General features: G+C 58.2%; 18 protein-coding genes and 1 riboswitch. Of the genes, 11 read left to right on the forward strand and 7 right to left on the reverse strand.

Translation table 11 applies throughout. From position 1 onward, the window contains the following. Positions 1–12: 12 nt before the first annotated feature. The gene (locus B4M48_RS06535; protein WP_288656264.1) at positions 13–729 is read right to left on the reverse strand and encodes an ABC transporter ATP-binding protein; all 717 of its coding nucleotides are present in this window, start codon (positions 727–729) and stop codon (positions 13–15) included. Between the two features lie 898 nt (positions 730–1627). On the opposite strand from B4M48_RS06535, the gene uvrB reads away from it, so the two are divergent. Further along, the gene (uvrB, locus tag B4M48_RS06540) at positions 1628–3649 is read left to right on the forward strand and encodes an excinuclease ABC subunit UvrB (RefSeq protein WP_039383316.1); all 2022 of its coding nucleotides are present in this window, start codon (positions 1628–1630) and stop codon (positions 3647–3649) included. Between the two features lie 87 nt (positions 3650–3736). Here the strand turns inward: uvrB and B4M48_RS06545 are convergent, their stop codons facing one another. Continuing rightward, a complete protein-coding gene (locus tag B4M48_RS06545) occupies positions 3737–4639 on the reverse strand; it encodes a gluconeogenesis factor YvcK family protein (protein WP_039383318.1) in 903 nt (300 codons plus the stop codon). A 190-nt stretch (positions 4640–4829) separates the two neighbouring features. After that, a riboswitch (molybdenum cofactor riboswitch) is annotated at positions 4830–4965 on the forward strand. On the opposite strand from B4M48_RS06545, the gene moaA reads away from it, so the two are divergent. From moaA to B4M48_RS06580, 7 genes are all read left to right on the forward strand, one after another. Further along, complete coding sequence (gene moaA, locus B4M48_RS06550; RefSeq protein ID WP_039383320.1) at positions 4954–5940, forward strand: GTP 3',8-cyclase MoaA; 987 nt, start codon at positions 4954–4956, stop codon at positions 5938–5940. (Overlaps the previous riboswitch by 12 nt.) Positions 5941–5957: 17 nt before the next feature. Beyond that, positions 5958–6479 (forward strand): molybdenum cofactor biosynthesis protein B, encoded by a 522-nt coding sequence (gene moaB / locus B4M48_RS06555; protein WP_286877185.1) that lies wholly within the window; start codon positions 5958–5960, stop codon positions 6477–6479. After that, positions 6476–6961 (forward strand): cyclic pyranopterin monophosphate synthase MoaC, encoded by a 486-nt coding sequence (gene moaC / locus B4M48_RS06560; RefSeq protein WP_039383325.1) that lies wholly within the window; start codon positions 6476–6478, stop codon positions 6959–6961. Before moaB ends, moaC begins: the two co-directional genes overlap by 4 nt. Beyond that, positions 6954–7199 carry a molybdopterin synthase sulfur carrier subunit gene (gene moaD / locus B4M48_RS06565; protein ID WP_039383327.1) on the forward strand — a complete coding sequence of 82 codons (246 nt, stop codon included), beginning with the start codon at positions 6954–6956 and terminating at the stop codon, positions 7197–7199. The genes moaC and moaD overlap by 8 nt, the downstream gene beginning before the upstream one ends. A gap of 2 nt (positions 7200–7201) precedes the next feature. After that, positions 7202–7654, forward strand: coding sequence for a molybdopterin synthase catalytic subunit MoaE (moaE, locus tag B4M48_RS06570; protein WP_039383330.1), 453 nt, complete (start codon positions 7202–7204; stop codon positions 7652–7654). A 76-nt stretch (positions 7655–7730) separates the two neighbouring features. Further along, positions 7731–8825, forward strand: coding sequence for a DUF1615 domain-containing protein (locus B4M48_RS06575; protein ID WP_039383332.1), 1095 nt, complete (start codon positions 7731–7733; stop codon positions 8823–8825). Between the two features lie 56 nt (positions 8826–8881). Continuing rightward, positions 8882–9589: a Bax inhibitor-1/YccA family protein gene (locus tag B4M48_RS06580; protein ID WP_039383334.1), complete on the forward strand. Its 708-nt coding sequence runs from the start codon at positions 8882–8884 to the stop codon at positions 9587–9589. 66 nt (positions 9590–9655) lie between these two features. On the opposite strand, the gene B4M48_RS06585 is transcribed toward B4M48_RS06580, so the two are convergent. From B4M48_RS06585 to B4M48_RS06595, 3 genes are read right to left on the reverse strand one after another with little or no spacing between them, the layout of a single operon-like run. Next, entirely contained in the window at positions 9656–10621 is a 966-nt protein-coding gene (locus tag B4M48_RS06585; protein ID WP_039383336.1) for a lysylphosphatidylglycerol synthase domain-containing protein, read from the reverse strand. Next, positions 10621–11865, reverse strand: coding sequence for a cardiolipin synthase ClsB (clsB, locus tag B4M48_RS06590; protein WP_039383337.1), 1245 nt, complete (start codon positions 11863–11865; stop codon positions 10621–10623). Before clsB ends, B4M48_RS06585 begins: the two co-directional genes overlap by 1 nt. Further along, positions 11862–12623 carry an endonuclease/exonuclease/phosphatase family protein gene (locus tag B4M48_RS06595; protein WP_071669005.1) on the reverse strand — a complete coding sequence of 254 codons (762 nt, stop codon included), beginning with the start codon at positions 12621–12623 and terminating at the stop codon, positions 11862–11864. Before B4M48_RS06595 ends, clsB begins: the two co-directional genes overlap by 4 nt. Positions 12624–12799: 176 nt before the next feature. Between B4M48_RS06595 and B4M48_RS06600 the strand changes: the two genes are divergently transcribed. The 3 genes from B4M48_RS06600 (at position 12800) to dusC (ending at position 15781) form a co-directional block, all read left to right on the forward strand. Then, on the forward strand, positions 12800–13192 hold the full coding sequence (locus tag B4M48_RS06600) for a YbhQ family protein (protein ID WP_039383339.1): 393 nt from the start codon (positions 12800–12802) through the stop codon (positions 13190–13192). A gap of 254 nt (positions 13193–13446) precedes the next feature. Beyond that, the gene (gene rhlE / locus B4M48_RS06605; protein ID WP_039383341.1) at positions 13447–14826 is read left to right on the forward strand and encodes an ATP-dependent RNA helicase RhlE; all 1380 of its coding nucleotides are present in this window, start codon (positions 13447–13449) and stop codon (positions 14824–14826) included. 4 nt (positions 14827–14830) lie between these two features. Further along, on the forward strand, positions 14831–15781 hold the full coding sequence (gene dusC / locus B4M48_RS06610; RefSeq protein WP_071669007.1) for a tRNA dihydrouridine(16) synthase DusC: 951 nt from the start codon (positions 14831–14833) through the stop codon (positions 15779–15781). A gap of 66 nt (positions 15782–15847) precedes the next feature. Here the strand turns inward: dusC and B4M48_RS06615 are convergent, their stop codons facing one another. Together B4M48_RS06615 and B4M48_RS06620 are read right to left on the reverse strand one after the other, a co-directional pair. Then, a complete protein-coding gene (locus tag B4M48_RS06615; protein WP_039383343.1) occupies positions 15848–17443 on the reverse strand; it encodes an inorganic phosphate transporter in 1596 nt (531 codons plus the stop codon). A gap of 137 nt (positions 17444–17580) precedes the next feature. After that, a complete protein-coding gene (locus B4M48_RS06620) occupies positions 17581–18696 on the reverse strand; it encodes a L,D-transpeptidase family protein (protein WP_039383345.1) in 1116 nt (371 codons plus the stop codon). Between the last annotated feature and the right edge of the window lie 160 nt (positions 18697–18856).

Below are 18856 nucleotides of genomic sequence, written 5' to 3' on the forward strand. Positions count from 1 at the left end.
TCCCTTAAGAGATCAGGCCGGCGTCAGCCATTTGTTCACGGTAAAATCGTCCAGCTGCGCAACGCGCCCCTGCGCCACATTACGTCCGCGGTGCAGCAGCAGAAAGTAGTCGGCGACGCGGCGTATAAACGAGACGTGCTGCTCCAGCAGCAGGATGGTCAGGCCATACTCCCGGTTGAGCCGCCGGATCAGGTTGCCCGTCTCCTCCTCCAGCCACGGCGACATCGTACCGGAAGGCTCATCGAGGATCAGCAGGCGCGGTTTCAGTACCAGCGCGCGCGCCAGTGCCAGCTGCTGCTGCAGATTAACCGGCAGCTCACCGCTGCGCTGATGGCGCAGTGAATAGAGCGCGGGAAACAGCTCAAACACCATCTCCGGAATGGCGCGGTTGCGCTCATCTTCAGCCGCCAGCAGGGCGATCAGCAGATTGTCCTCAACGCTCATCTGCGTAAAGATATGGCGCTTTTGCGGCACATATCCGATGCCCATCCGCGCCCGCTGCACGGCGGGCTGCAGCAGCAGGTTCTCCGGCGGATAGCCCGCCTCCTGCCAGCAGATAGAGCCGCTGTTGACCGGCAGATGGCCCATAATGCAGTTTACCAGCGTGGTTTTCCCCATCCCCGGACTGCCCAGCACGCCAGTGCAGGATCCCGGAGGCAGATCAAGATCGACATCCCACAGAATCTGATTCTGGCCATAAAACTGATTCACCGAACGTAAACTCAGCATCTGATCTTCTCCTTACAGATAGTTAGCCTGAATGCACCCGCTCTGTGTCGTCTGGCATGCAGTGACAGATTAAGTAACGCGGTGGTATCAGACATCAGGGCGTCCCTGTTAAACCTGAATGTTCTGCCGCCGGAAAAGAGATGCAATCAACGGGCCAGATCGATAATCCTGCGTTTCTGTCGTTAATAAATGCCCGTAATTGTGCCTTACACATCAGGAAATCTTAACTGTGAAAAGGGGTGATTAAGCTGCTGCACTTTGACGGTGCTGATTACTAAGCTTTTCTGGTGCATCTGTTCATTAATAAGGCAGCGGTCCAGCGCAGGAAAACAGCGCAGCCCAGGCGTGGCGGCGCTGTGGAATCAAAAAAGAATAGTTAATTGCGCCAGCCCTGCTGGAAAAATAATCATAAAAAAAATTTTTTTGTTAGCGCAGAAGAGGGCGGGATTTTTTATACACAGCCTGCGGGCTCGGGGCTGGCTTCACTTATCCACTATTCCTGTGGATAACCTTGTGCATTAGCGACTGAAAACCGGGCGCAAGCGAGGAAATACGCGGCCTGGATACATTATGCTGCGAAACTGGGCTTTTGGTCTATTTTCATTAAATTCAGTATGTTATCTAAAAGCAAGCCTGTAAAACTCCGGCTGAAGTTTACCGCTGCATTTTAATGACGTTCTCTTGACAATTGTTAAAAGCCCGGCCCGCCTGGGGATAACCTGGCGCGACATATTTTAGCCAGCTGCCGCTTTAATGCCTCTGAAGCGGCGCCACGGGCAGCAGGACCATCGTGGCGTTTATCTGTAAATATATCCAGTGTTTTTTTCTGGCAAAATCGCCATAGCAGAGTAGAATTATCAGCCTGCCAGCCCTTTTCTTCAGCAGGAATTCTGAAATCATGAGCAAAGTCTTTAAACTCAACTCCGCCTTTAAGCCTTCAGGCGATCAGCCTGAAGCGATCCGCCGTCTGGAGGAGGGGCTGGAAGATGGCCTTGCGCATCAGACCCTGCTCGGCGTAACGGGATCGGGCAAAACCTTTACCGTTGCCAATGTGATTGCCGATCTCAACCGGCCGACGATGGTTCTGGCGCCTAATAAAACGCTGGCGGCGCAGCTCTATGGGGAGATGAAAGAGTTTTTTCCGGACAACGCGGTAGAATTTTTCGTCTCTTACTATGACTACTATCAGCCTGAAGCCTATGTGCCGAGTTCTGACACCTTTATCGAAAAAGATGCGGCGGTGAACGAGCACATTGAGCAGATGCGCCTCTCTGCCACCAAAGCGATGCTGGAACGGCGCGATGTCATCGTGGTCGCGTCGGTCTCGGCAATTTATGGTCTGGGCGATCCCGATCTCTATCTGAAAATGATGCTGCATCTGACGCGCGGTATGATCATCGATCAGCGCAGTATTTTACGGCGTCTGGCTGAGCTGCAGTATGCGCGTAACGATCAGGCGTTTCAGCGCGGTACGTTCCGCGTGCGCGGGGAGGTGATCGATATCTTCCCGGCGGAGTCCGACGATATGGCTCTGCGGGTGGAGCTGTTTGATGAAGAGGTTGAGCGGCTCTCACTGTTTGATCCGCTTACCGGACAAATTGAGTCAGTGATCCCGCGCTTTACCATCTATCCCAAAACGCACTACGTTACGCCGCGCGAGCGCATCCTGCAGGCGATGGAAGAGATCAAAGATGAGCTGGCCCTGCGCCGTAAGGTGCTGCTGGAAAACAACAAGCTGCTGGAAGAGCAGCGCATTACGCAGCGCACCCAGTTTGACCTGGAGATGATGAACGAGCTGGGTTACTGCTCGGGGATTGAGAACTACTCCCGCTATCTCTCGGGACGCGGACCGGGTGAAGCGCCGCCGACCCTGTTTGACTATCTGCCGGCCGATGGTCTGCTGGTGGTGGATGAGTCGCACGTTACTATTCCGCAGATTGGCGGCATGTATCGCGGCGACCGCGCGCGTAAAGAGACGCTGGTGGAGTACGGCTTCCGCCTGCCGTCCGCACTGGACAACCGTCCGCTTCGGTTTGAAGAGTTTGAGGCGCTGGCCCCGCAGACCATTTATGTCTCCGCCACGCCGGGTAAATATGAGCTGGAAAAATCGGGCACGGAAGTGATCGATCAGGTAGTGCGTCCGACAGGTCTGCTCGATCCCATTCTTGAGGTGCGCCCGGTCGGCACACAGGTGGATGATCTGCTCTCTGAAATCCGCAAACGCGTGGAGATCAACGAACGCGTGCTGGTGACGACGCTGACCAAGCGTATGGCTGAAGACCTCACTGAATATCTTGAAGAGCATGGTGAGAAGGTGCGCTATCTGCACTCTGATATCGATACCGTTGAGCGCATGGAGATTATTCGCGACCTGCGCCTGGGCGAGTTTGACGTGCTGGTAGGGATTAACCTGCTGCGTGAGGGACTTGATATGCCGGAGGTCTCCCTGGTGGCGATTCTCGACGCCGACAAAGAGGGCTTCCTGCGTTCAGAACGCTCCCTGATCCAGACGATTGGTCGTGCAGCGCGTAACGTGAACGGCAAAGCGATTCTTTATGCTGATAAAATCACGCCCTCTATGGCACGCGCGATTGAAGAGACAGAGCGACGTCGCGAGAAGCAGGAGCGCTACAACACCGAGCACGGCATTGTGCCGCAGGGGCTGAATAAGAAGATCACGGATATTCTTGAGCTGGGCAAAAACGTGGTGAAAACGCGCGGCAAAGGCAAAACGGCCACGCGCACGGCAGCAGAGAATGATGCTGATTACCTGGCGCTTACGCCACAGGCGATGCAGAAGAAAATTCACGAACTGGAAGCGCAGATGCAGCAGCATGCGCAAAACCTGGAGTTTGAAGAAGCCGCCAGCCTGCGCGACCGGCTGCATGAGCTGCGCGAACTGTTTATTGCCGCCTCATAACCACCAACCCGTGCCGCATTCCGCAGGAGCCGCATTCCACATGGGCCGCATTTATGCGGCCCTGGCGTATTTATACGGCTGGCGGCTTTAAAGCGCCTGGATGGCGTGCTCCAGCGCCAGGCGCAGCAGCTGTCGATCGTGGCGATAACGGATATCTTCAGCTTCCAGCGGCTCCTGCACAATAATGCGCTGCGCCAGACCCTGCGTGTCGGCAGTCGGGCTGATCACTACGGCATCAATAACCCGTTTACCAATCGCCTGCTCCATAATGGCCAGCTTATCTGCCACGCTAAGACGGGCGGCTGCCGGGCTAAGCTCGCGGCCAAGATTGCCAATAAATACCATCGTAGCGGGCGTACGCCGCAGCGCGCGCGCCATCTCTTCCATCAGCAAAATCGGCATCAGGCTGGTATAGAAACTGCCCGGGCCAATCAGGATCAGATCGGCTTCAGCCACGGCGTCCAGCGCTTCGCGGGTGGGATTAACCGCCGGATGCAGCATCAGCGCCTGAGGCGCCTGACGCATCTCATCAATCGCGGTTTCGCCATACACCATGTTGCCTTCTGCATCCTGCGCGACCAGATCAACCGGCTGCTCTGACATCGGGATGAGAAACGCATCAACCTTGAGCAGATTGCGGATAATGTTAATCGCTTCCAGCGGACGCACGCTGAGATGATCCAGCGCTTTCAGGATCAGGTTGCCAAGATTGTGGCCCGCCAGTTCGCCGTTACCGGCAAAACGGTATTCAAACATCGCGGAAGCGACGCTGGGCTCGGTGATCAGCTGATTAAGACAGTTGCGCATGTCTCCCCAGGCGATCCCCCCCTCTGAACGGCGGATACGTCCGGTGGAGCCGCCATTGTCCGTGGTGGTCACTATACCGGTGAGTCGCGAGCCCAGCGGCGCCAGCGCTGACATGACGCGGCCCAGGCCGTGTCCGCCGCCCAGTGCCACCACGCGATCTAAATCTGCCAGCGTTCGATTCATGCTGCTCCTTATCGGTCCACTGCGCTGAAAGCCAATTCTTTGCTGCCGGGGGCAGCGTCATGTGGCGCAGTTTAGCCTATTCTGCTGCGATAATGCCGCGAAAAATCGTTATATATCATGTTATACAACGCACGCAGTGACTGGCTGACTGACGCAAAGCGCGCTACCATCCAGAGACCGCGTTGTCCTCAATGACAACAAACTCCCAAGCCTTGCGCGCCTAAGTCAAATGATAGGGCCGCCTGGCCGCAGCGTCATGCTGCCAGGGTGCAGAAAGAAATGCCTGCATCTCCCGACTTTGGAAAGGTGTTAAGGTGCCACAATTTACAGATGCCTGGGCGCGCAGCTTCTACTATTTGCGCCTGTCGATCACGGATGTATGTAATTTCCGTTGTACTTACTGTCTGCCGGACGGCTACAAGCCTGGCAGTACCCGCAACAAAAGCTTTCTCTCGCTGGATGAGATCCGCCGGGTGACCCGCGCCTTTACCGCGGCGGGAACGGAGAAGATCCGGCTTACCGGCGGTGAACCCTCGATGCGTCGCGACTTTACCGACATCATCGCTGCCGTGCGTGAAAACGCCGCGCTGCGACAGATTGCGGTGACCACCAACGGCTATCGCATGGCGCGTGACGTACAGTCATGGCGCGATGCAGGGCTGACGCACATTAACGTCAGCGTGGACAGCCTGGATGCGCGGCAGTTTCATGCCATCACCGGGCAGAACAAATTTGCTGAGGTCATGGCCGGTATCGACGCCGCGTTTGACGCCGGATTCGAAAAAGTCAAAGTTAACAGCGTGCTGATGCGTGATGTTAACAGCCAGAGTCTGGATACGTTTCTGGCCTGGATCCGCACGCGTCCGATTCAGCTGCGTTTTATTGAGCTGATGGAAACCGGTGAAGGGGGCGATCTGTTCCGGCGTCACCATATCTCCGGTGAGGTGATCCGCGACCGGCTGATCGTGCAGGGCTGGCAGCGGCAGCCGCGCGGCCGCAGCGACGGGCCGGCACAGGTATTTCGTCATCCCGACTATCAGGGTGAGGTCGGCCTGATTATGCCTTATGAAAAAGATTTCTGCGCCAGCTGCAACCGGCTGCGCGTCTCGGCCACCGGTAAACTGCACCTCTGCCTGTTTGGCGACGGTGGGGTAGAGCTGCGCGATCTGCTCGCCTCCGATGCACAGCAGGACGAGCTGCAGGCGCGTATCGCCCATAGTCTTGGCCAGAAAAAGCAGACCCACTTTCTGCATCAGGGCCAGACCGGTATTACGCAAAATCTCTCTTTCATTGGTGGCTAAACACAGGAGTTACAGCCATGGCTAAACCAACCGGCGAATTTACCGCTCTGACTGCCGCGGTGCTGACCATATCCGACAGCCGCGATGCGGCGAGTAACACCTCAGGAGACTATCTGCGTGAGGCGCTGGCGGACGCGGGGCATCAGGTGGTGGATCACGCTATTCTGCCTGACAATCGCTACCGCATTCGCGCCACGGTATCGCGCTGGATCGCCAGCGACGATATCCAGGTGGTGATTGTGAACGGCGGCACCGGCTTTAACAGCAAAAACAGTACGCCGGAAGCGCTGCTGCCGCTGTTTGACCGCGAAATTGACGGCTTTGGCGAACTGTTCCGTATGTTCTCGTATGAAGATATCGGCAGCGCAACGCTGCAGTCGCGTGCCGTTGCCGGCCTCGCCAATCAGACCCTGATTTTTGCCCTGCCAGGCTCTACAAGCGCCTGCCGCTGCGGCTGGGAGCGCATCATCGCCGATCAGCTGGATGCGCGCACCCGGCCCTGTAATTTTGTCTCTCATCTGAAGAAAGTCACTGTATGAATCAGTTAACGCATATTAACGCCGCTGGCGAAGCGCACATGGTTGATGTCTCCGGCAAAAATGAAACCGTGCGCGAAGCGCAGGCGGAGGCGCTGGTTTTGATGTCACCAGCCACGCTGCAGATGATCATGGAAGGCAGCCATCATAAAGGCGATGTCTTTGCCACGGCCCGTATCGCCGGCATTCAGGCGGCGAAGCGCACCTGGGAGCTGATACCGCTCTGTCATCCGCTGATGCTGAGTAAAGTGGAAGTGACGCTGGAAGCGGAACCGGCGCAGAGCCGGGTACGCGTCACCGCGCGCTGCCGCCTGACCGGTAAAACCGGAGTGGAGATGGAGGCGCTGACGGCCGCTTCCGTGGCGGCGCTGACCATCTATGACATGTGCAAAGCGGTGCAGAAAGATATCGTGATTGACCAGCTGCGCCTGCTGAGCAAAAGCGGCGGGAAGTCAGGTGACTTCAGGGCGGTCAGCCATGATTAAAGTCCTGTTTTTTGCCCAGGTGCGTGAGCTGAGCGGCACCAGCGAGCTGACGCTGCCGGAAGCCTATCCTGACGTGGCGGCACTGCGTGCTGCACTGGCGCAGCGCAGCGATCGCTGGGCGCTGGCGCTGGAATCGGGCAGGCTGCTGGCCGCAGTCAATCAGACGCTGGTCCCCATGACGCATCCGCTGCAGGCGGGTGATGAAGTGGCGTTTTTCCCGCCGGTCACCGGAGGTTAACCATGACAACCCGTATTCGCGTTGGCCCCGAGCCGTTTGATACCGGGGCTGAATACCGGCTGCTGGCCGCAGACGATCGGGATGGCGCTATCGTTACCTTCACCGGTAAAGTGCGCAATCATAACCTCGGCGCCGACGTAGCGGCGCTGACGCTGGAGCACTATCCGGGTATGACGGAAAAAGCGCTGGCGGAAATCGCTGAGGCTGCCCGGCAGCGCTGGCCATTGCAGCAGATAACAGTGATCCATCGCGTGGGTGAACTCTTTCCCGGTGATGAGATAGTGCTGGTGGGCGTCAGCAGCGCACACCGCGGCAGCGCATTCGCAGCCGCAGAATTTATTATGGATTATCTTAAAACCCGTGCGCCGTTCTGGAAGCGCGAAGCCACCCCGGAGGGGGATCGCTGGGTGGATGCGCGTGACAGCGACCATCAGGCAGCGGCGCGCTGGGAGTAATAACTGACAGGGCGGGGGCCGGGAGCCTCGCGCCCGCAACGTGCCTGAAGCACGCATTTTTTTATCAGGGAGCAGGATGAAACCAACCTTCTTACGCCGCGGCGCGCTTCTGCTGACCGCGCTGATCGTGGCCGGCTGCAGCAGTAAAAAAGAGCCGCAGGCGCCGGCGCGCCAGCCCGCAGATGTTAAAGCGCAGATTGAGCAGCTGCTGCCCGGGTACGTGACGCAAAAATCAGCCTGGGCTGATGACATCTATACCGCTTTCCGTGTCCAGCAGCTCGATACGAGCGCCAGCAATCTGTGCGCGGTGATCGCCGTCGCCGGGCAGGAGTCAAATTTCAGCGCCGATGCTGAGGTGCCCGGGCTGCCAAAAATTGCCTGGGGGGAGATTGACCGGCGCGCGGCAAAGCTGCACATTCCGGCATTTCTGGTGCGGACTGCGCTGCTGATCAAATCCTCCAATGGTGAAAGCTACGCCGCGCGGCTGGACAAGGTGCGCAGTGAAAAGGAGCTGAGCGCCATTTTTGATGATTTTATCGATATGGTGCCGATGGGGCAGACGCTGTTTGGCAAACTGAACCCGGTACACACCGGCGGGCCGATGCAGGTAAGCGTTGCCTTTGCCGAGGCGCATGCGCAGGGCTACCCGTATGCCATCGATGGTTCGATCCGGCGCGAGGTGTTCAGCCGGCGCGGAGGGATCTGGTTCGGCACGAAGCATCTGCTGGGCTATCCGGCAGACTATAGTCAGCCGCTCTATCGCTTTGCCGACTTTAACGCAGGCTGGTATGCCAGCCGCAACGCGGCGTTTCAGGCCGCGATTGCGCGCGCCAGTGGTATTCGTCTGGCGCTGGATGGCGATCTGATCAATTACGGCAGCGAGCAGGCGGGCTCGACTGAGCTGGCGGTACGTACGCTGGGTAAACGCCTGGATATGAGCGACCGGGAAATTCGCCGCGATCTGGAAAAAGGGGACACGGCGGGCTTCAGCGACACAACGTTATGGAAACAGACCTTCATTCTGGCTGACAAAATGGCGGGCAAGCGGGTGCCGCGCGAAATGCTGCCGGGGATCAAACTGGAGAGCCCGAAAATCACCCGTAATCTGACCACCGCGTGGTTTGCCCAGCGGGTTAACAGCCGATATCAGCAGTGTATGACGCGCCGTTGAGGCGGCATGGTATACACTTCACTCTGACCCTGTAATTTCTATTTGAGAGGTGCATCATGGATCGATATCCACGTAATGATTCGTTTGTGCAGCCGGCGTCGGCCGGGCTGCAGGCCTATATGGCTCAGGTGTACGGCTGGATGACCTGCGGCCTGCTGCTCACCGCGTTTGTCTCCTGGTTTGCCGCGCGTACGCCTGCGGTCATGGAGCTGGTGTTCGCTAACCGCATTACCTTCTTTGGCCTGATCATCGCACAGCTGGCGCTGGTCTTTGTGCTGTCGGGTCTGGTCCAGCGTATGAGCGGGGCCGTGGCGACGGCGCTATTTATGCTCTATTCGGCGCTGACCGGCCTGACCATGGCGAGTATTTTTCTGGTTTACACCTACTCGTCTATCGCCAGCACCTTTTTTGTTACCGCCGGAATGTTTGGGGCGATGAGCTTTTACGGCTACACCACCAAACGCGATCTGAGCCGTATCGGCAGCCTGCTGTTTATGGCGCTGATTGGTATCGTGCTGGCGTCGCTGGTGAACTTCTGGCTGAAAAGCCCGGCGCTGATGTGGGCTATTACCTATATCGGCGTGGTGGTGTTTGTGGGGCTGACCGCCTATGACACGCAGAAACTGAAAGCGGTGGGTGAAAATATTGACGCCCGCGATAGCGAAAACCTGCGTCGCTACTCCATTATGGGGGCGCTGACGCTCTACCTCGACTTCATCAATCTGTTTTTGATGCTGCTGCGGATTTTCGGCAACCGCCGCTAAGACGCCGGCTTTATCTTTACCGGGGGCGCAGCGATGCGCCCCCGTTTTTTATCCTTCCAGCTGCGGTTACTGCTCTGCCATTTTCTGCTGATTTTTGTGTCGCAGATGCTTCGCCCGGCTCTCCAGCCAGAGATAAAGCACCAGCGCCAGCAGCAGCGGCAGAATGAAGTAAAGAACACGGTAGGCAAGCAGCGCGGCGATAATTTCACCGTGTGACGCGTGCTGTCCGCTCAGCAGCGCCAGAAACACCGCTTCCAGCACGCCGATACCCGCCGGAATATGAATAATGACGCCGGCAATACTGCTGATCAGCAGCACGCCCAGCACGATGGGATAGTCCACTTCACGCATCAGCAGCAGCCAGATAATGGTGCCCATCACCATCCAGTTCGCGCAGGAGACGGCAAACTGGAACAGCGCCATACGCAGTGAAGGCAGCTGCAGCCGCTGGCCCTTCACCGTCCACTGCCGCTTTTTCGCAAAGGCGCAGGCCCAGAGATAGACTGCCGTCAGCAGCAGCAGTATGCCTCCGATGATACGCAGCGTGCCTTCACCGATAAACCAGCGTGGCGGAATCGGCACCATGCCGGAGACAAACACCACGCCGCCCAGCAAAATATAGCCAAGCCAGTTAGTGGCAATGCTCAGTGAAAAAATACGGGTGATGGTGCTGCCTGACAGACCCAGGCGTGAATAGAGGCGGTAGCGCATGGCGACGCCGCCCACCCAGGTGCTGAGCGTCAGATTAAAGGCGTAGCAGATAAACGACACCAGCATGACCTGCCGCTTCGATAGCTTATGACCGCAGTAGACGCGGCCAATCAGATCGTACAGGCCATAGGTAATATAACTGACCACCACCAGCCCGGCCGCGCCCAGCACCACATAGCGGTTGTAGCCGGTGATAACCTTGTAGACATCTTCCCAGTTGACTTTGCGCGCGTAGACCACCAGCAGAACAACGACGGCAATAAAAAAGAGCCACGTGAGAATTTTTTTCGCCAGCCGCCACTTCGGATTCTTTTTGCTCATCAGGATTTCGCTCCTTCATTATTGGCTTCCACCCGATCCTGCGTCTCCATCTCAGGCTGAACCGGAGGCGAGACCTGGGATAGCTGAGGCGTATGCGCAGGCAGCCAGCCAGCAATGGCCGGGAAGTGGCGCAGAAAGTGGAAGACAATGACGCCTTTGGTTAACTGCCACCAGTTACGCGGCGGCAGTTTGTCATCCTGGACGCGCACACAGTCGTGCTGAATCAGGCCTTCCAGATTATCGCGCAGCGTCTGGTTGAAAGCGCGGTCGTGAATGATCAGGTTAGCTTCAAGATTAAGCGACAGGCTGAGCGGATCGAGGTTACTGGAGCCGACGGTGGTCCAGTGCTGATCCTGCACCGCGACCTTGCCATGCAGTGGCCGGCGGCAATACTCATAGACCTCCACACCGCCATCCACCAGATAGTTATAGAGCAGTTCAGCCCCCACTTTTACAATCGGCATATCGGGCTCACCCTGCACAATCAGCCGCACGCGCACGCCGCGCCGGGCAGCGTTGCGCATCTCGCGCAGCAGGCGATAGCCAGGGAAGAAGTAGGCATTAGCGATAATCACGTCGCGTTTCGCTTTGCGCAGCATATCCAGATAGTGCTGCTCAATGTCGTCGCGGTGTTCATTGTTGTCGCGATAAACAAACAGCACCTGAGCGCTGCCGGGCTGGGCATTAACGGCCACATGTCTTGACGGTTTTCCCCACCAGCGGCGGGTGATCTGATCGCTGCCCATCGCCATCTGGACAAAGCGGGCGATATCGATCACCACCGGCCCCTTTACCTCCACGGCATAATCCTGTTTCGCTTCCGGACCGTAATCGGTGTTGTGCTCAGCCGAGAAATTGATACCGCCGACAAAGGCGATCTGCTCATCGATCACCACGATTTTACGGTGCAGACGGCGAAAAAGATTGGTACGCATCCCCATGACCAGCGGGCGCGGATCGTAGTAGATAAACCGAACGCCCGCCTCCGTAAGGGTATTAACAAACTCATCAGAGAGATCGGGAGAGCCATAGCCATCTACCATGACTTCGACCTTCACGCCGCGCTGTGCCGCCGCCAGCAGGTCACGGTGCAGCGCCTTACCTACGTTATCTTCAAAAAGAATAAAGGTTTCGAGCAGCAGCGTGCGCTCGGCGCGCTGGATGGCACCCGATACGCGCGGAAAAAACGCTTCGCCATTCTCCAGCAGGCGCAGCTGGTTGCCATCACGCCAGTTGAAATTCATAGGAATATCTCCACCGCCAGCGGCGCATGATCGGACAGATGAGACCAGGGTTTGACCGGCAGCGCCCAGGGCTGGCTGACGGACGCATTACGAATATAGATACGATCGAGGCGTAAGAGCGGAAAGCGTGCCGGGAACGTGCGCGCCGGCCGGCCATTTTTCAGGCTGAACACCTCTTTCAAACCGGCACCGCGCTGCAGAAAACGGTTAGCGCGCACCTGCCAGTCGTTGAAATCCCCGGCTACGACCAGCGGTGCATCCGCTGGCAGCGCGTTGATCACCTCGCACATCATCTTCATCTGCGTCAGCCGATGCTTCTCTTTCAGGCCAAGATGGACGCAAATGACATGCAGCGGCTGTGCCCGGTCGGGCAGCGTAATCTGGCAGTGCAGCATGCCGCGCTTTTCGCTGCCAGCAACGGAAATGTCGCGATTTTGATATTCAGCAATAGGAAAGCGTGACAGTATCGCGTTGCCGTGGTGGCCTTCGGGATAAACCGCGTTGCGGCCATAGGCGAAGTCGTGCCACATGGTGTCAGCCAGATACTCATAATGTGAGTTCTCAGGCCACGCTTCTATCTGTGCGGCATGAATAGCGTGGGTACCCATTACCTCCTGTAAAAAGACGATATCCGCTGATGTGGCGCGTACGGCGTCGCGTAATTCCGGCAGAATAAAACGACGATTAAACGTGGTGAAACCTTTATGGGTATTGATCGTCAGGACTTTAAATGAAAATCCTTGCGTGTTTTGTGGCATACTGCGACGCGCTCCTTTTCATCATGAATAGAACAAAGTGTAGTCTTTGTCACAAACGGGTGGTGCCAGGGCGAGAAAATTAAGGTCTTATCTGAAATTTGTTTTACATTGAGGAAATCCGTCTGGCTTCGGTCAGATACACTTGGGCGACCTGTTGGGTCTGCCAGGAGAAAAGTATGAAATGGTCTAATCGTGTTCAGATTGTTACCGGTCAAACCTGTCTGCACATCGCCACGCATCTGCTGGTGATTGCTGCACTGGTCTGGGGCTGGAAACATAAGGCACTGGTTGAAGTGAGCAGTACCCTGGTGGCAGCTTATGCAGTGGTGTTTATCTCCATGCTGGCCCTGCAGCGTAGTGCCCGTTTACGCCGTATGGGTGACACTCTGGAAGAGGTCACCACAACCTACTATTTTGGCGCAGCGATGCTGACGCTGTTCCTGATCTCACGCTTTTTCCATAACAACCTGCTGATTGGTTGCCTGGGCGTGGTCATGCTGGTGGGTCCGGCGCTGGTCTCTCTGCTGGCCAGAGAACCTGCTCCCCGCGTGGAGAAAAAGCGTAGCTGACCGCTGCGCATCCCGCCAGTCAGGGAGCCTTAAAGGCTCCCTTTTTATTGCCTGCTGCACGTCCTGTCAGGCAAAAGCAGCCGGCGACGCGCCTGTTTTGCAGGTCGCAGTGTGCAGGGAAAGCTGATACACTCGCCCCCTTACGCATGGTAGTTTGTGCCCTTTTCACACGCAGGCCCCCGGGGCTGCGTCATATCCCCCCTGAAAACTACATCGCGCAGCGCGATCAGGGCGGTTCGGAGTAATACACCTGCATGTCCTTTGACTCTCTCGGCTTGAATGCCGATATTTTGCGTGCGGTAGCAGAACAGGGCTATCGCGAACCGACGCCAATTCAGCGTCAGGCAATTCCTGTGGTACTGGCTGGCCGCGACCTGCTGGCGAGTGCCCAGACCGGTACCGGTAAGACCGCCGGTTTTACGCTGCCTCTGCTGCAGCGTCTTTCTGAAAACCCTGCCGCTGCACGCGGCCGCCGCCCGGTGCGCGCGCTGATCCTGACGCCAACGCGTGAGCTGGCCGCACAGGTCGGTGAGAACGTGCGCGAATACAGCCAGTACCTGAACATGCGTTCTCTGGTGGTATTTGGTGGCGTCAGCATTAATCCGCAGATGATGAAACTGCGCGGCGGCGTTGACGTACTGGTGGCGACGCCAGGCCGTCTGCTGGATCTGGCGCATCAGAATGCGGTTGATCTCTCGCAGGTAGAAATTCTGGTGCTGGATGAAGCCGACCGCATGCTCGATATGGGCTTTATTCACGATATCCGTCGCGTCCTGGCGAAGCTGCCGGCGAAGCGTCAGAACCTGCTGTTCTCAGCAACCTTCTCCGACGAAATCAAAACGCTGGCAGAAAAACTGCTGACGAACCCGGAGCAGGTCGAAGTTGCCCGCCGCAACACCGCGTCAGAGCAGGTGTCGCAGCAGGTGCACTTTGTGGATAAAAAGCGCAAGCGGGAACTGCTGTCGCTGATGATTGGCCGTGATAACTGGCAGCAGGTACTGGTGTTTACCCGTACCAAGCACGGTGCCAACCATCTGGCTGAGCAGCTGAATAAAGATGGCATCACCGCGGCGGCTATCCACGGTAACAAGAGTCAGGGCGCCCGTACCCGCGCGCTGGCTGATTTTAAATCGGGCAGCATTCGCGTGCTGGTCGCTACCGATATCGCCGCACGCGGTCTTGATATCGAAGAGCTGCCGCACGTAGTGAACTATGAGCTGCCAAACGTAGCGGAAGATTACGTACACCGTATCGGCCGTACCGGACGCGCGGCGGCAACCGGCGCCGCGCTGTCGCTGGTCTGCGTTGATGAGCACAAGCTGCTGCGTGATATCGAACGCCTCCTGAAGCGTGAGATCCCGCGCATTGCGCTGCCGGGGTTTGAGCCGGATCCGAGCATTAAAGCGGAGCCGATCCAGAATGGTCGCCAGCAGCAGCCGCGCGGTCGCGGTCAGGGGCAGGGCGGCAACGCCGGTCGCGCCGGCGGCGGTCAGCGTCAGGGCAACGGTGCGGCACGTCCGCAGAGTGAGTCGCGCGCGCCGCGTCGTCAGGGCGGTAACGGCCCGGCGGCAGGTCACGCGGGCAAACCGGCACGTTCACGTCGTCCGGCTGCCAAAGGCAACGGGAACGCATAACGCGATGCGGGTGTTACTGGCTCCGATGGAGGGCGTACTGGATTCACTGGTGCGTGAACTGCTCTCCGGCGTCAATGATTACGATCTCTGCGTGACTGAGTTTCTGCGCGTGGTCGATCAGCTGCTGCCGGTAAAGTCGTTCTATCGCCTCTGTCCGGAGCTGCGCCACCAGAGCCGCACGCCATCCGGTACGCGGGTGCGGCTGCAGCTGCTGGGACAGCACCCCGCCTGGCTGGCAGAAAACGCCGCCCGCGCAGCTGAACTCGGCTCGTGGGGCGTCGATCTTAACTGCGGCTGTCCGTCAAAGCTGGTTAACGGCAGCGGCGGCGGCGCCACGCTGCTGAAAGATCCGGAGCTGATTTACCGCGCCGCGCAGGCGATGCGTGCCGCCGTGCCGGATCACCTGCCGGTCACGGTTAAAGTGCGGCTCGGCTGGGATGGCAGCGATCGCCGCTTTGAAATTGCCGATGCGGTACAGCAGGCGGGAGCCAGCGAGCTGGTGGTACACGGCCGCACCAAAGAGGATGGCTACCGGGCTGAATGCATTAACTGGCAGGCGATTGGCGAAATTCGTCAGCGGCTGTCGATCCCGGTTATCGCCAACGGTGAGATCTGGAGCTGGGAAGATGCGCAGGAGTGTATGCGTATCACCGGCTGCGATGCGGTGATGCTGGGCCGCGGTGCGCTGAATGTGCCTAACCTCGGGCGCGTAGTGAAGCATAACGAGGCGCCGATGGCCTGGCCGGACGTAGTGGCGCTGCTGCTGAAGTATACCCAGCTGGAGAAGCAGGGAGATACCGGCAACTATCACGTTGCGCGCATCAAACAGTGGCTGGGCTATCTGCGTAAAGCCTACGCCGAAGCGAACGTTCTCTTCAGCGAAGTGCGGACGCTGCGGGTATCTGCCGATATCGCTGCCGCAATTGAGCGTTATGCGGCGCGCCTGGTGCGCTAAGCGTTATGCGCTTTCCATGCTAAAAGCCAGCCTCCGTGCTGGCTTTTTTTTTTGCTTTACCGGCGCTCATATCCGGGCAAATAGCGCATAAAGCACGCCCGCCAGCAGCACGGAGACCGGCAGCGTCAGGATCCAGGCCATCGCCAGGTTGCGCAGCGTGGCAAGCTGCAGGCCGGAACGGTTTGCGGCCATGGTTCCCGCCACGCCCGATGAGAGCACGTGCGTGGTGGAGACCGGCAGGCCAAACGCATCAGCTGCGCCGATAGTCGCCATCGCAACCAGTTCGGCGCTGGCACCCTGGGCATAGCTGAGATGCGATTTGCCGATGCGCTCGCCTACCGTAATGACGATACGTCGCCAGCCCACCAGCGTGCCCAGACCCAGCGCCAGCGCCACCACCACTTTTACCCAGAGCGGAATAAAGCGCGTGGCGCTGTCCAGCTCGCGCTTCACGGCGCTGAGATTGCGGGCGGTCTCTTCGGGCAGCGTTACGCTGCTGCTCTGCAGATGCCGGATACTTTCTGAAGCCAGGTACATATCGTTACGGGTATTGGTCACCGCCTGTGCCGGAATATTATTCACCGAGCCGTAGCGCCGGATCTGATCGCTGATATCACCCAGCAGCAGGCCCAGCGCCGGCAGCACCTGAGGCCGGGGCTGACGGCTGCGGACAAACTCAGTCAGTACCGTACGCGGTGCCGGCATCGCCCCGGGTGCCGGCTGCAGCGTCAGCAGCTGCTGCTCCGTGACCTGCGCCAGCGCGGCGACGCGCGGGATCTGCTCCGGCGGCAGCGACCGGTTCAGCGCATAGGCAATGGGCATCGTGCCGACCAGAATCAGCATGATAAGCCCCATGCCTTTCTGACCATCATTAGAGCCGTGTGCAAAAGAGACGCCGGTGCAGGTCAGGATCAGCAGCCCGCGGATCCAGACCGGCGGCGGGCGGGCGCTGTCGGGCGCCTGATAGAGCTGACGATTACGCACCAGCGCTTTCAGCGCCAGCAGCAGCAGAGCTGCGCAGACAAATCCCACGATCGGCGAGAGCAACAGAGCGTAGCCCACTTTCAGCGCCTGATCCCAGTCAACGCCGCTGGTGCCGCTGCGGCCATGCAGCAGCGCATTCGCTACGCCGACGCCGATGATGGAGCCAATCAGCGTATGGGATGAGGAGCTCGGCAGACCAAAATACCAGGTTCCCAGATTCCAGATAATGGCAGAGAAGAGCAGCGCATAGACCATCGCAAAGCCGTGTCCGCTGCCCGCCTGCAGAATAAGCTCGACCGGCAGCAGCGAAATAATGCCAAACGCCACCACGCCGCTGGAGAGCAGCACACCAAGAAAGTTGCAGATGCCGGACCAGACCACCGCCACGCCGGGCGTCAGAGAATGGGTGTAGATCACCGTGGCTACGGCATTGGCGGTGTCGTGAAAGCCATTCACAAATTCAAATCCCAGCGCAATCAGTAACGCCAGCGTCAGCAGCACAAAGGGCGTATAGGTGGTGATCGCCGCGCCGGTTTCCGCCACATCATTAAACAGGTTAACCCCGGTAAAAATCAGCCCTGCGGCCAGCAGCAGCAGAAACAGTATGCGGGAGAGCGGACCGCTGCCGCGCTGCAGATCGGGACGTCCGCGCGCCGCCGGTAAACTGGTTTCAGCCATGACACACCCCATTGACAATCGGATGCACCCATGGCATCCGCTACTGGCAGTGTGATACGCCTGCAGTGTGACAGAATGATGATGGCAATAAAAAAGCCAGCCCGGAGGCTGGCTTTTCTGACGGCGTCAGAACGATATCAGAGGCTGTTGCTGGTCGCTGGCTGCGCCTGATCGACCGGTGCCGGCTGCGCGTCGGCCTGCGGCTGCGCAGCAGGCTGATCGGCTGGCGGTGCGACGGCCGTTGCGCCCTGCGGCGTCATCGGTTCCTCTTTTGGCATCGCATCAGCCGATTCCTGCACGGCAATCGCTGCCGGCTGCGCATCGTCAGTCTGGCCGTTGATTTTGGTCGGCATGCCGCTGCGAGCCTGGATGGCGTTGTTGACCGCATCCTGACGGGTACTGGCGTCAGCAACCACTTTCGTTACGGCTGAAGTCAGATTGATCGGGACCAGCTCACGTGAGTTGAACTGCTCTTCCGTGGTGGAGAGCGGGTTGTGCACCTCAATCCAGCGTGAACCATCCGGCTCAACGGTCGCTTTAACCGGCTGGTCGATAAACTGAACGCGGGTGCCGACCGGCACGTTGTCAAACAGCCATTTGATATCGTCAGCACGCAGGCGGACGCAGCCGTGGCTGACGCGCAGGCCGATACCGAAGTTGGCGTTGGTACCGTGAATGGCATACAGGCGGCCGATATAGAGCGCGTGCAGACCCATCGGGTTATCCGGGCCAGCCGGGAAGACCGCCGGGATGCTTTCGCCGCGTGCCGCATATTCAGCGTGCATCGCCTTGGTTGGCGTCCAGGTCGGGCCCGCTTTTTTACGCTCTACTTTGGTGGTCCAGTTTACCGGAGTATCTTTACCCAGCTCACCGATACCGATAGGCAGCACGACCACGGTCTTTGTGCCTTTCGGGTAGTAGTAGAGGCGCATCTCAGCGCTGTTGATCACGATGCCTTCACGCGGTGCGTCAGGCAGGATCAGCTGCTGTGGGATCACCATTTTGCTGCCCGCTTTAGGCAGATAAACGTCAACGCCGGGATTCGCTTCCAGCATATTGCTGAGGCCCATCTGGTACTGAGCCGCAAAAGCTTCCAGCGGAAGTTTACTCTCTTCCGGCACGGTGATTTCAATATTTTCGCCAATCAGGCGGCTATTCGCTGCAGGAAGCGGATAGACGACAGCAAAGGCTGACTGGCTGAAAGCGGCCAGGGCAAGAGCTAGTGAAGCGAACGCGCGAATGCTTTTTTTCATGTTTTTACAAGTCGTTATGGCCGTGTTTCAGGCTTGTCAGTGTATCGAACCCATCGTGGTCGGTGTGACCCGCTGCGCATTATATGTGCATTGCTGCGGCGATGGGAATGATGATTTTTACTGCCTGAAGATACTTTACGCAAAAAGTCCTTCTTAACAG

This window comes from Pantoea sp. UBA6567 (genome assembly GCF_002434165.1).
Classification (GTDB): domain Bacteria; phylum Pseudomonadota; class Gammaproteobacteria; order Enterobacterales; family Enterobacteriaceae; genus Pantoea; species Pantoea eucrina.